This window comes from Corynebacterium sp. CTNIH16 (assembly GCF_032821655.1).
Taxonomy (GTDB): Bacteria; Actinomycetota; Actinomycetes; order Mycobacteriales; family Mycobacteriaceae; genus Corynebacterium; species Corynebacterium marquesiae.
The window spans coordinates 58671-71875 of the sequence record NZ_JAVBIG010000007.1; the positions used below are offsets into that span (position 1 = coordinate 58671).

The 13205-nt window shown below is 59.6% G+C and carries 13 protein-coding genes; all 13 read right to left on the reverse strand.

The genetic code is table 11. The annotated features are described in order from the left end of the window. Positions 1–122: 122 nt before the first annotated feature. The 13 genes from whiA to def all read right to left on the reverse strand — a co-directional run bounded on the left by whiA (position 123) and on the right by def (position 13147). Positions 123–1112, reverse strand: coding sequence for a DNA-binding protein WhiA (gene whiA / locus RAE04_RS07795; protein WP_284787062.1), 990 nt, complete (start codon positions 1110–1112; stop codon positions 123–125). 174 nt (positions 1113–1286) lie between these two features. Further along, positions 1287–2270, reverse strand: a complete 984-nt coding sequence (locus RAE04_RS07800; protein ID WP_317026971.1) for a uridine diphosphate-N-acetylglucosamine-binding protein YvcK — start codon at positions 2268–2270, stop codon at positions 1287–1289. Between the two features lie 23 nt (positions 2271–2293). Further along, a complete protein-coding gene (rapZ, locus tag RAE04_RS07805) occupies positions 2294–3175 on the reverse strand; it encodes an RNase adapter RapZ (protein ID WP_193393084.1) in 882 nt (293 codons plus the stop codon). A gap of 40 nt (positions 3176–3215) precedes the next feature. Further along, positions 3216–5291, reverse strand: a complete 2076-nt coding sequence (gene uvrC / locus RAE04_RS07810) for an excinuclease ABC subunit UvrC (RefSeq protein WP_317026972.1) — start codon at positions 5289–5291, stop codon at positions 3216–3218. A gap of 3 nt (positions 5292–5294) precedes the next feature. Next, positions 5295–5843 carry a PH domain-containing protein gene (locus RAE04_RS07815; protein ID WP_049378201.1) on the reverse strand — a complete coding sequence of 183 codons (549 nt, stop codon included), beginning with the start codon at positions 5841–5843 and terminating at the stop codon, positions 5295–5297. A gap of 75 nt (positions 5844–5918) precedes the next feature. Next, positions 5919–6398, reverse strand: a complete 480-nt coding sequence (ribH, locus tag RAE04_RS07820; protein ID WP_049378203.1) for a 6,7-dimethyl-8-ribityllumazine synthase — start codon at positions 6396–6398, stop codon at positions 5919–5921. Positions 6399–6427: 29 nt separating this feature from the next. After that, positions 6428–7690, reverse strand: coding sequence for a bifunctional 3,4-dihydroxy-2-butanone-4-phosphate synthase/GTP cyclohydrolase II (locus RAE04_RS07825; protein WP_317026973.1), 1263 nt, complete (start codon positions 7688–7690; stop codon positions 6428–6430). Positions 7691–7701: 11 nt separating this feature from the next. After that, the gene (locus RAE04_RS07830) at positions 7702–8316 is read right to left on the reverse strand and encodes a riboflavin synthase (RefSeq protein ID WP_317026974.1); all 615 of its coding nucleotides are present in this window, start codon (positions 8314–8316) and stop codon (positions 7702–7704) included. A gap of 35 nt (positions 8317–8351) precedes the next feature. Further along, positions 8352–9374 carry a bifunctional diaminohydroxyphosphoribosylaminopyrimidine deaminase/5-amino-6-(5-phosphoribosylamino)uracil reductase RibD gene (ribD, locus tag RAE04_RS07835; RefSeq protein ID WP_317026975.1) on the reverse strand — a complete coding sequence of 341 codons (1023 nt, stop codon included), beginning with the start codon at positions 9372–9374 and terminating at the stop codon, positions 8352–8354. Beyond that, positions 9374–10042, reverse strand: a complete 669-nt coding sequence (rpe, locus tag RAE04_RS07840) for a ribulose-phosphate 3-epimerase (RefSeq protein ID WP_317026976.1) — start codon at positions 10040–10042, stop codon at positions 9374–9376. Before rpe ends, ribD begins: the two co-directional genes overlap by 1 nt. 19 nt (positions 10043–10061) lie before the next feature. Beyond that, entirely contained in the window at positions 10062–11615 is a 1554-nt protein-coding gene (locus RAE04_RS07845; RefSeq protein WP_317026977.1) for an RsmB/NOP family class I SAM-dependent RNA methyltransferase, read from the reverse strand. Next, a complete protein-coding gene (gene fmt / locus RAE04_RS07850; protein WP_198493110.1) occupies positions 11612–12559 on the reverse strand; it encodes a methionyl-tRNA formyltransferase in 948 nt (315 codons plus the stop codon). The genes RAE04_RS07845 and fmt overlap by 4 nt, the downstream gene beginning before the upstream one ends. Positions 12560–12634: 75 nt before the next feature. Then, complete coding sequence (def, locus tag RAE04_RS07855) at positions 12635–13147, reverse strand: peptide deformylase (RefSeq protein ID WP_284836193.1); 513 nt, start codon at positions 13145–13147, stop codon at positions 12635–12637. Positions 13148–13205 lie beyond the last annotated feature (58 nt).

Consider the following 13205-nt stretch of genomic DNA (forward strand, 5'->3'; position numbering starts at 1 on the left):
TTAGCTAGCCGGTTGCGTACCTGCTAGCCGCCAGGAAGGCACTAAAAATCTCCCCGCAGCTGCGCCTACCGCTTTGGTATCCGCACTGCGGGGAGTTCTTTTAATGTAGGTGATTCCGAGCGTCAGGATTCGTTGAAGAGATCATCTGTAATCGCTTGGTTGGTATCGGGGATATCGAGCTCCTCGGCTCGTTTATCGGCCATCGACAGCAAGCGGCGAATACGCCCAGCTACTGCATCCTTGGTCATAGGAGGCTCGGCCAAGCGGCCCAACTCTTCGAGCGAAGCCTCGCGGTGCTGAACTCGCAAGCGGCCCGCGTCTGCCAAGTGCTCAGGAACATCGTCACCTAAGATTTCCATGGCGCGGTCAACGCGCGCTGCCGCGGTAACCGCGGCGCGTGCAGAACGCCGAAGATTGGCGTCATCAAAATTGTCCAAGCGCCGAGACGTATCGTGCGCCTCCCGCTTAACTCGCTTCTTTTCCCAGCTCAATCGAGTCTCCTGAGCGCCCATACGCGTAAGAAGCGCCCCGATAGCATCACCATCGCGTACAACGACGCGATCTTCACCGCGAGTTTCCTTGGTCTTCGCAGAGATACCAAGGCGGCGGGCGCAGCCCACCAGTGCCAACGCAGCCTCTTGGCACGGGCAGGTAACTTCCAGCGCGGAAGAGCGGCCTGGCTCCGTGAGGCTGCCATGGGCAAGGAAGGCTCCGCGCCATGCTGCTTCGCTATCGGCCACGGTGCCGGAGATGACCTGCGGCGGCAGCCCCACTACCGCATGGCCGGAGCGGGTGATAAGGCCCAGCCGACGGGTCAGCTCTTTCGCGCCGGTTGAGATGCGAACCGTTACGCGAGTCTTCTTGGTGGTTCCTGCCGGGCCGACTACATGGCTATCGGCAGTGATCCCATAGAGGTCATCAAGAGCGTTGATGAAGCGTCGTGCAATGGCGTGGCTTTCTAGCTCTAACTCATAGGACATGCTGTCACCGGAAATATCTAGCTCGCCGGCGAATCGCAACATCGCCGCGAGTTCGGCAGCGCGAGCGGACTGGCGTGGCACAACGACAGCCGTCAATTCTTCTTTGACCTGGTCGGTCAATGGTGTGGTCACCTAGTTCGCCCCATTTCTATTCTCACAGTCACAAAGTACGTATACCGGCTAGAGCCATTGCTCCCAGCCCAGTGCGGTGAAAGGATTTCTGACATCATACCGCGCACGCTTGGTCGCCGCGCAGTCGGTCGAGCGCGAGCGGCCGCACGCTAGCCTGAAGAGTAGGTGCCAGTTCTAATCGCTAGTGCTGCGATAGTCCGAATATAGGCCCAGAAGTGCTGTAGACAGCTTTTCAGGGTCGTGCTTATTGATACTGCGACCATTGGCATCAACTTGGCTTACGTCCGCGAAGGTAGCGCGAGCGCCTAGGGACTGCGCGGCACGCTGAATATAGACGCGCTCACTATCGGTAGGCAAAGCCGTCTCGTCCACCAAAATGCGGTCAATTCGCAGATCAGGGGCGTGTTGAGCGAGCACATGCAAGTGACGCTCTGCGGAGAAGCCGTGAGTTTCACCTGGCTCGGCCGAAAGGTTCAACACAACGACGCGCAGCGCATCGGAAGCAGAAATCGCATCCACTACCTGCGGCACGAGAGTATGCGGCAAAACCGAACTAAACCATGAGCCTGGTCCGATAGTAATGAGATCCGCGCGCTGGATGGCATCGAGGGCATCCGGATTCGCTTTGGGCCGTTCGGGCACGATGCGCACGCGACGCACCTGGCCCGGCGTGGAAGCGACGGCAACCTGGCCGCGGACCTGGCGCATGACACGGGGGTCGTCGTCAAGCCCGGCTACGTCCGCTTCAATCTCTAAGGCCTGGTTGACTACTGGGAAGACTCGCCCCTGCGAATTAGTAAGTTCTGCGATGGTATCCAGGGCAGCTTGATAATCGCCGAGCACATCCGTCAATCCCGCAATCATCAGATTGCCCACCGCATGCCCTGCCATCGCACCATTGCCACCGAAACGGTGTTGCAAGGTTCGTGCCCACAAGTCCCCCACTGGGTCACTATTAGCCAAGGCGGCCAGCGCCATGCGCAAGTCACCCGGTGGAATGATTTCCAGCTCGCGGCGCAAACGACCAGAGGAGCCGCCATCATCCGCGACCGTAACAATCGCAGAAATATCGGCTGCCTCGCTAAAGCGTGCGGACAGAAGGGTTTGATAAAGTCCATGGCCGCCGCCAAGGCAAACCATGTGTGAAGGATTGGTCATAAAAGCGTTAAAACTCCTGTGCTCTAGCCTCGAGCGATATCCCTATGCAAGGTGCTGACGTCTAATGTGTCATTGTCCCGCAGGCGCGCCGCAATAGCCTCTGCGACGGCAACGGACCGGTGGTGACCGCCCGTGCAACCGACGCCAACCGTGATGAAGTTCTTGCCCTCATGGCGGTAGCCATCCAGCATGGTAGAAAACATCTGCAAGAAATTGTCCACGAATTCCTGCGCCGCTGGCTGCGAGAGCACATAGTGGGCAACCGGTTCATCCGTGCCGCGATATCCTCGCAGTTCTGGAACCCAATAGGGGTTGGGCAGGAACCGCACGTCTACCACTAAGTCGGCATCGCGGGGCGAGCCATTTTTAAATCCAAAGGATTCAACGGTGACATGCTGCTTTTCATTTTGCATCTCACCAAAGGCGGCCTCAATGGCACGGCGGAGATCATGAATGGATAGGTTCGTCGTATCGATAATGATATCCGCATGGGAACGCACATCTGCCACTGCCCGGCGCTCGCGTTGGATTCCTACTTTGAGCGTGTCCCCCTCCTGCAGCGGGTGGGTGCGCCGCACCGAATCGAACCGGCGGATAAGCACATCATCGCGAGCATCCAAAAAGAGCACGGTGGGCTTCATATTTAGTTCCGTAAGCTCATTCATAATCTCCAACAGAGACCCTGGGAACATGCGCGAGCGCACATCCGTTACGGCTGCTACCTTGCCCACTGGAGTTTCCTCTTGGTTGCACAGCTTGAGCAGGTCAACAATGGCGCGAGGCGGAATATTGTGGGCCACGTAGTAGCCCTTGTCCTCAAACACTTTGGCAGCGGAACTCAACCCGCCGCCGGACATACCGGTTATCAAGATGGGTGGAGTTTCGAAATGCGTCATGCTCTTCAGTCTAGCGCTTCAAGATTCGCTGCTTCTAGGAGAATGCCACTTAATTGCCCGCAGAATCATGCAAACTCTCGTACACGGTCTGGGCCAGTTTGGGACCAAAACCGTTTACCTGACAGATCTCTTCCACAGTGGCGGCCTTGAGCTTTTTCACCGAACCGAAATGCTTGACCAGATCGGTGCGCCGTTGTGGACCCAATCCCGGAACGGAATCGAGTACCGAGGAACGCATCCGCTTTGAACGCTGCTGCCGGTGGTAAGTAATGGCGAAGCGGTGGGCTTCATCACGAACTTGCTGTAGGAGGAAGAGTGCTTGCGAGTTTCGCGGCAAAATCACCGGCTCATCATCGCCGGGAACCCAGATTTCCTCGAGGCGCTTGGCCAAGCCCACTAGAGTTACATCCACGATGCCTAACTCATCAAATACCTCTTGAGCCGCGGCTACCTGGGGCGCACCGCCATCCACGATAAAAAGCTGCGGTGGATACGCAAAGCGGCGCCCCGCTTCGGCAGATTCTTCCGCCACCTTCTCCTCTGCAAAGGAAGACTCTTCTACTTCCTCATCCGGATGGGCCAGCTTATCTTGCTTATGGCGCTTAAAGCGACGCAGCGTGATCTCTGCGATAGAACCGACGTCATCCGAGCGGCCATCACCTGCCGCCTCCTTGATGCGGTAGCGCCTATAGTCCGACTTCTTGGGCAAACCATCTTCAAAGACCACCAGGGAAGCAACCACATCTGTGCCTTGAATATGCGAGATATCGGTACATTCGATGCGCAATGGAGCTTGCTCCATACCTAGGGCTTCTTGAATATCCTGCAATGCCGCCGAACGTGCGGTGAGGTCTCCTACCCGCTTGAGCTTATGCTGACGCAACTGCTCCTTGGCGTTTTTCTCCACCGTGGCCATAAGCTGCTTTTTATCGCCGCGCTGGGGAACACGCAGGTCTACCTGGGCACCGCGCAGCTCCTCCAACAACGCGATGACCTGCTCCGGTTCATCCGGCAGGGCCTGAACCAAAATCTGGCGTGGAATAACCTGCACGCGGCGGGATTTCATGTGCGATTCTTGGTCCACCCCGCGCCGCTTCACGTCCGCGGCGAGCGCAGCATCTTCGCGCGCCTCTTGTTTCTCGCGCTCTACTGCATCGGAATAGAACTGGATGAGGAAGTTTTGTACCAACGCGGGCAGCGCGGGATCAGGTTTTCCTTCTTCCAAGGGCTCTGAACTCGCCTGATCGCCGGCGCGTTCGACTACCCAACCGCGCTGACCGCGAATGCGCCCATCGCGAACGTGGAAAATCTGTACCGCTGCCTCAAGTTCATCGGAGTTAAAAGCAATGAGATCAGCATCCGTGCCGTCTGTGAAGACCACGGCCTGCTGTTCCATAATCTTGTCAATAGCGCCCAAATCATCGCGCAGGCGCGCCGCGCGCTCGAACTCTAGGTTCTCGGCGGCCTGCTCCATGTCCTGGGTGAGTTTGCGGCGTACTGAACCGGTGTTGCCATTCATGAAGGACACGAGATCGTTGACCGTCTCACGGTGGTCTTCCTTGCTTACTCGGCCAATGCAGGGTGCATCGCATTTGCCGATGTATCCCAAAAGGCACGGACGCCCTAGCCGCTCATGCCGGTTATATACTCCCTTGGAGCAGGTACGCATGGGAAAGACACGGGTAAGCAAGTCCAAGCTTTCGCGCACGGCCCAAGCATGGGAATAGGGGCCGAAATAGCGTACGCCCTTGCGCCGCGGTCCACGGTAGAAGAAGGCGCGAGGAACCGTCTCTCCGACCGAAACCGCGAGCATAGGATAAGTCTTATCGTCGCGGTACATGACGTTGAAGTGTGGATCAAAGCGCTTGATCCACGTGTACTCCAACTGCAAGGCTTCCACCTCGCTGGCAACTACCGTCCACTCCACCGAGTTGGCGGTGAGGACCATTTGGCGAGTACGCGGGTGCAGTTGCGTGATGTCCTGGAAATAGTTAGACAGCCGAGCGCGCAAGTTCTTGGCCTTGCCCACGTAGATAACGCGGCGGTTTTCATCGCGGAACTTATAGACGCCTGGGTCGGTGGGAATGGTTCCCGGAGCCGGGCGGTAGGTGGTGGGGTCAGCCAATTGTTAATCCTGGGGCATGTACTTGGCTTCCACGTCGCGGAAGCGGCGGACGTTGTCAATGACGGTGTCCTTATCGCCGGACTGCAACGCCCAGACGGGAACGAACTCGAACTCGGGCAGCTCAAGGCGTGCCATACGTTGGCCTACGGGGAAGGAAAGTCCGTAGACCACCTGCCACGGATAAAAGCGGGTGCCCACGATATTGCGGACCTCTACCCCATCCTCATTGGCGCGCAAGCGGGGACGGTTAAGAGCGATCCAGGAGAGAACGGAAATGAGAACACCAACGCCAGGGAAGGCGAATTTGTCGATGGTGGTCACGTGCGCACCGGTAAAAGACACATCCAAGGTGACTCCCATGAAGATATGGATGGCCAGAACGAGAATCACCCAGGCGATAGCCACCTTGCGCAGGAAGGGCGAGGTCGCCGTGAACTCCCACGGTTTAGACGTGGTCTGTGCGAAGGGATCGGCGCTGGTATAGGCCAATACTTCGGCGTCGCTAAGCTGGCGGCTGTGCTGCGGATTCTTTGGGGCCTGCGCCTCGTTCATGTGCATACTCCTTTGGGGCGCGCCCCGCTGGCCACCTTGGTGGTCAAGCGTTGGGCGCTGACGCATTGCTAGAGGTTATTTTTGTGCTGCGTTTAGTGTACGCAACTGCAGTGCGGTGTCTAAAGCCGCGATCATAGCTTCGGCGCCCTTGTTTTCTACCGAATCTGCAAAACCGGCGCGGTCGATAGCCTGCTGCTGGTCGTTGACGGTCAAAACACCATTAGCTACCGGGGTGGATTCATCGAGTGAGATACGAGTCAGCGCCTGGGTGACGGAGTCGCATACGTAGTCAAAGTGGGGGGTGCCGCCACGGATAACGCAGCCTAGTGCCACCACGGCATCGTAGGAGCGGGCTGCTGCTTGGACCACAACGCCAAGTTCCAGGGCACCTACCACTCGGTATTCAGCAACCTCGGCACCATTATCGGTAGCAGTCTGCACCGCCTGGGCATGGAGCTGGTCGCAGATTTCTGCGTTCCACGTAGCAGTAACCACAGCAACGCGCAGTCCACTGCCATCAACCTGGGCAATATCAGGCAGGCCTTCTTTACTCATCGCTATCCTTTCGATTGCACGTCAAAGCTTTACTTATGTTCGGCGTCCCACTGGGCAACCTGCGGGAGGTTGTGGCCCATGCGGTCGCGCTTAGTACGAAGGTATTCAATATTATCCGCGTGGGCAGGGGTTGCCAGCGGCGTGTGGTGGCTGGCGTCCACCCCAAAGCCACTTAGCCCCTCGCCCTTATGCGGATTATTGGTTAAGAGGTTTGCTGATTCTATGCCGAGATCGCGAAGGATCTGCCCGGCCACGGAATACTCGCGGGCGTCCTCGGGCAGTCCCTGCTCTAGGTTGGCATCGACGGTGTCCATGCCCGAATCCTGCAGGCGGTACGCCTCCAACTTATGCAAAAGGCCGATGCCACGGCCTTCCTGACCGCGCAGGTAAATGACCACACCGCGGCCCTCCTGGCTGATAAGGCGCATGGACTCATGCAGTTGGGGCCCGCAATCGCAGCGCCGTGAGCCAAAGGCATCACCGGTTAGGCATTCGGAATGGACACGCACCATGACGTCGCGTGCGCCGCGCAGTTCGGAAAGTTCCCCTGCGACCAATGCAACGTGTTCCTGCCCGTCTACCTCATGGCGGTAACCGATGGCGGTGAAGTGACCATATTCGGTGGGTAGCTCAGTGGCGACCTGGCGGGTGACCTGCGTTTCATTATGGCGGCGCCACTCGATGAGCTGCGCGATAGAGATCATGGAGAGCCCATGCGTATCGGCAAAGCGACGCAACTCTGGCGAGCGCGCCATATCCGTGGGGTCATCCTCGGAGACGATCTCGCACAGTACACCGGCCGGGCGCAGGCCCGCCAATCGGGCGAGATCAATGGATGCCTCCGTATGGCCGTCACGCTCCAGTACGCCGCCCGGGCGAGCACACAGCGGCACCACGTGGCCTGGACGGGTGAACTCTCCTGGAGTGGTGCTGGGGTCTGCCAGGCGGCGGATGGTTTCTGCGCGCGAGGTGGCAGAAATACCGGTACTACCTGTTGCTGCATCCACGGTCACCGTGTAGGCGGTGCCGCGCACATCTTGGTTGACCGCCAGCATCGGCGGTAGGTTCAACCGATTGCAATCGTCTGGCAATAAGGGTGCACAGATATATCCAGAGGAATAGCGCACCATGAAGGCCACGAGTTCCGGGGTGGCTAGCTCCGCGGCGAAAATCAGATCGCCTTCGTTTTCGCGATCCTCATCATCGATGACAACAACCGGCTTACCAGCGGCGATATCCGCGATGGCCTGGTCGATGGAATCTAGACGGATGGAATTATCACTCGCGCTCATAAGGTAGCAGTCTAGTCCTTAGCCTCAGAGGGTTGAGCTTCGGGGTGAAGCATCTTTTCTACATACTTGGCCAGCACGTCCACCTCGAGGTTTACCTCTCCTCCCACCGGCAAGGCGCCATGAATAGTATCGCGCAAAGTGGTGGGGATAAGGGATACCTCGAACCAGTCTGGGCCCACGGCGCTCACAGTCAGCGAGGTGCCGCTCACGGCAATGGAGCCCTTTTCCACGACGTATCGGGAAAGCTCCGACGGCAAGCTAAACCGCAGCACATCCCAGTTCTCGGAGTTAGTTCGGCTCTGCAGCGTAGCGGTGCCGTCCACGTGGCCTTGCATAATGTGCCCGCCCAGCCGGGTGGTGGGAAGCAGTGCCGGTTCGACGTTGACCGGATCGCCCTCGGCAAGGCGCCCCAGTGCGGTGCGGTCAAGGGACTCCTGCATCACATCCGCACAAAAAGTATCCGCCGACAGGTCCGCCACGGTAAGGCATACGCCGTTAATGGCAATGGAATCACCCAGCACGGCCCCCGCAACGGTACGCGGGGCGCGAATGCTCAGGCGCAGCGCGTCTGCGTGCGGCTCCATTGCATCCACGGTGCCCAACTCTTGTACTAGCCCAGTAAACACTTCCGACCTTTCTCGCTCACTACTATGTCCAGCGTCTAGCGCACGTACTCAATAAGAACGTCGTCACCCAGCGCCTTCATTCCCACCCTGTGGAAACGGGTGGCCTCTGCCAGTGTCTGGGTCACGGGGTGCGCGAGCACGCCACGGCCCTCGCCCAGCAAAAGTGGCGCGATATAGGCGGAGATGGCATCCACCAAGTCGGCCTTGAGGAAGCTGCTAGCCAGGCCTGCGCCTCCTTCCACGAGGATGTCGCGGGCACCGGTGGCGTAGAGCTCGTAGAGAGCTTCTTCGATGCTGTCGTACTGCTCGTACCCCAACTCGCGCAGGTGGCTTGCTGCATCGCCCGCCGATTCCAAATCACGCTTGCCAATGACCACCCGGCGTGGCTGCTGCGCGCGCAAGCTGCCGTCGCTAAAGCGCGCGGTGAGCGAGGGATTATCAGCCAGCGCCGTGCCGGTACCTACCACGATGGCATCGCGGTGCGCCCTATCCGCATGCACCCAGTCGCGCGCTGCCTCGCCCGTAATCCATTGGCTGGTTCCATCGGCCGCGGCCGTGAAACCGTCCAGCGTTTGCGCGAACTTCAAGGTGACATGGGGCCGTTGGGTGCGCACGGCGAATAGCCATGGCACCAAAGCATCCTCGACGTGCGGGGGCTTTTCTAGCTTGGCGACGTCCACTCCAGCCTCCACCAACACTTCTGCGCCACCCGCAGCCTGCGGGGTGGGATCGGCGTGGAGGTAGTACACGCGAGCCACGCCGGCATCGATAAGCGCCTGCGCGCAGGGACCCGTACGGCCGGTATGCGCGCAGGGTTCCAAGGTGACCACGGCCGTAGCGCCGCGCGCTTTATCTCCGGCCTCGCGCAACGCCATGACCTCGGCATGCGCGCCTCCCACGGGCTGGGTGGCGCCGACGCCCACGATTTCCCCAGCTGGGGACACAATGACCGCGCCTACCGGTGGGTTAGGGCTCGTGGTTCCACGGACTTCAGCACCCGCGGCTATCGCTCGCAACAGCGCTGCGGAGATGTTGCTGTCCTGTAGCTCCGCACCCATTAGGCACCAGCCGCCAGATCACGCAGCTGCTGCACGATGCCGGCGGGTTCGTCCGATTTGAATACGGCTGAGCCTGCCACGAAAGCGTCGCAGCCCGCCTCGGCGGCTGCCTCGATGGTCTCTGGTGAAATGCCGCCATCAATCTCGATGATGGTGTCAAGGCCCTGCTCATCAATGCTGCGGCGCAGCTTATGGACCTTCTCTAGCATTTCTGGCATGAACTTTTGCCCGCCGAAGCCAGGCTCCACAGACATCACGAGCACCTCATCGAAATGGTGCAGCTTATCCAACCACGGCTCGATGGCGGTGCCTGGCTTGATGGAAAAGGCCGCACGCACGCCCAAATCGTGGATGCGCCGGGCCACGTCCACTGCCGCCTGGTCATCGGCGACGGCCTCCACGTGGAAGATAATCGTATGCGCGCCCGCCTTGGCATAGGTCTCAACCCACTTTTCGGGTTCCTCAATCATGAGGTGGACATCTAGTGGCTTATCGGTGTTGCTATGGACCGTGGCCGTGATATCTGGGCCGAAAGACAGGTTGGGCACAAAGTGCCCATCCATAATGTCCACATGGACCCAGTCTGCGGTATCAATCGCCGCTAGCTCCTCGCCCAAGCGAGAAAAATCAGCGGCCAAGATGGAAGGGGAAATAATCGGTGCGGACATGCCCACCAGTCTATCGCGATTAATCGGCTGCGCGGCGAAGGGCCGCAAAGAACATGGCGTCGGTACCGTGGCGATGCGGCCACATCTGCACGGATTTCTCGTGGCCTACATCGCCCATATCAGGAATGAGAGCATGTGCGTCGAGTTCTTCAGCGCCGAGTTCGCGCACGGCGCGGTCGACAATGCCCCGGGTTTCGCGCAGATCTGGCGAACACGTGGAGTAGATGACCACGCCACCTGGACGCACCAGGTTTAATGCGGAAGATAAGAGCTCGAATTGCAGCTGGTTGAGCTCGGTGATGTCAGACTCGGCCTTGCGCCACCGCGCCTCGGGGCGGCGACGGAGGGCGCCGAGACCGGAACAGGGGGCATCGACAAGCACGCGATCAAAGCCCTCTCCCACGCCGGGATTGCGGCCATCTGCCACATGAACGTCCACGGGCAAATCGCTCACCGTCTTTTCAATCAGCGCCGCTCGGTGTGGGGATACCTCCACTGCATCGACGTGCGCGGAGTCGATGCGGGCAAGCGCCCCCATCAAGGCCGCCTTACCGCCGGGACCGGCACAGAGATCCAGCCACCGGCCGGTGTCCTCGCCCTCGAGGGTCGCCTCGCATACCGCGCGAGCAATCAGCTGCGAGCCCTCGTCCTGCACGGCCGCCAATCCTTGGCGCACGGGTTCCAATTGTCCGGGGTCACCGGATTCCATGTACACCGCATAAGGGGAATAACGCCCCTCCTCATTGCCGGTCATCAGGGCCAATTCCTCGGCCGAGATTTCCCCGGGGCGTGCCACTAGATGCACTGAAGGTCGATCCGAATCCGCCGCCAGGGCAGCCTCCAACTCCCCTAGGCCCAACACGCGGCTAAACGATTCTGCAATCCAGGTGGGATGGGCATGCTTAAAGGCGATGCCGGCGATTTCCCCCTGTGGAGCGAGCTTGTCCAGCCAGACCTTAGCCGGCGTCCGCGTAATGGTGCGCATGATGCCATTAGCAAAGCCCTTGGCCTTGACTTCACCAGCGGCTTCTACCAAACGAACGGTGGTATCAACCGCCGCGTGTGGCTCCACGCGGGTATAAAGAACTTGATAGGTGCCCAGGCGCAAGGCATCAACTACGGCTGGGGAAATGTCCTCGAGGCCGCGCGAAGAGCACTCTGCGATGACAGCATCAACTACGCCAAGGGTGCGCAGGGTGCCGTAGGTGATTTCGGTGGCGAAGGCCGCATCGCGCCCCTTGAGCTTTTGCTTGCGCAGCGCCTTGGGCAAAATGAGGTTGGCAAAAGCATCATCCTCGCTTACCCTGCGCACCACGTCGAAGGCAACCCCACGCGGCGCATCCACGCCCGCGGCCAGCGCGGCCTGAATCAGTCCGCCTTCCTGGCGCTTGCCGGGACGTTGGCCCTTAGCAGCAGCCTGCCTGCCCCTGTGCTGCCCACCGCGGCTACCACGCTGCTGCCGTTGCGGGCGGCCACCTCGGCTCTTCGCAGCAGTGGATTTGTGGGAGTCCTGCGGCTTACCCGCCGGCGACTTAACCCCGGACTTGCTGCGGGAACGGAAACCACCACTCATTGAAACTTCACCTCGGCATCCTTGCCTAGTCCGCGGGCCCAATCGGCCGCATTCATCATCTTCTTTCCCGGAGGCTGGATTTTACCCAGTTGGACTGGCTGCGTACCGGTACCGATGAATACGGCGTTCTTGGCAATATGCAGCTGCCCTGGTTCTAGTTCCTGTGGAACCGCCACCTCTTCTATGAGGCTGACTGGTCCAATCTTCACGCGGGCCTCGTCCCACATGGTCCATGCACCCGGTCCAGGCGTATATGCGCGAATATGCCGATCAATGGCAAAGCCCGGTTGGGACCACTCCACGCGGGCCTGCGCGGTAGAGATTTTCGGCGCATAGGTAGCCTCCCCCTGCTGCGGTTGCGCCTCCAGCTGCCCCGCCGCTAAGCCATCCATGGTGGCCACGAGCAGGTCGCCACCGGAATAGGCAAGGCGCGTCAACAGGTCATCAGCAGTATCGGTGCCTTTAATCTCCTCCGTCACGGTGCCGAGCACCGGGCCGGTATCAAGGCCCTCCTCAATGCGGAAGGTTGATGCGCCGGTAACATCATCGCCTGCCGCAATGGCAGCCTGCACTGGCGCCGCACCGCGCCATGCCGGAAGCAAAGAAAAGTGCAGGTTTACCCAACCATGCTGTGGTAATTCCAGCAGGTCCTTAGTCACCAGATTGCCGTAGGCCACCACCGGAATCGCCTCAGGCTGCAATTCCTTTAAGCGTGCACGCAGCGCCTGACCGTCCTCCGAATCAGGGCGCAGGGTGGTAGGGGTCAATACTTCAATGCCATGTGCTTGGGCGAGCGCCTTCACTGGGCTCGGATGAAGAGTGCGGCCGCGGCCCTTCTTCGCGTCTGGGCGAGTGATTACCGCCACCACCTCGTGCGACGAGGCTAGCAGCTTTTCCAAAGCTACAACGGCTGGCTCAGGGGTACCGGCAAAAATAATCCGCATGCGGGAAACTCTCCTCTTAATATCGTTCAAAATACTAGGCTACAACGCCGCAACGCTGCCGCCACAGCGAGTGGGCTACGAGGCGTTAAACCACTCGGATTCATGGATGGCGCGCATGGCCTTCTTGCGCACTGGTGCCTCCAGGCGTTGTAGGAAGAGCACCCCATCGAGGTGGTCCGTCTCATGCTGAATGCACCGAGCCATCAGTCCTGAGGCCACCATGGACACAGGGCGCCCCTCTATATCCTGGCCAGACACAAAAACCTGGTTGAACCTCGTGGTTTCCGCGCTAATTCCCGGAATGGATAAGCATCCTTCCGGGCCTGTTTGCTGCTGCTCTCCCACCGGAGTCCAGACCGGATTGACAAGTGCGCCGCGCAGCCCAGATTGAGTATGCGAGCAGTCGTAGACGAAGATTCGCTTCAAAATCCCCACCTGATTAGCCGCTAGCCCTACTCCCCCGGCTTTATCCATGGTCTCGAGCATATCGCTCGCCAGAGCGCGCAGGCCAGCATCAAATCTACTAATTTCCTCCGCGCGGCTGCCCAAGACTGGGTCGCCGTAGATACGCAGCTCTCGAAGGGACATGGCAATCACACCTTTCTCATGGCACCGAGCCCAAGCCGGCCGGCGGTGGCGGCTTCCT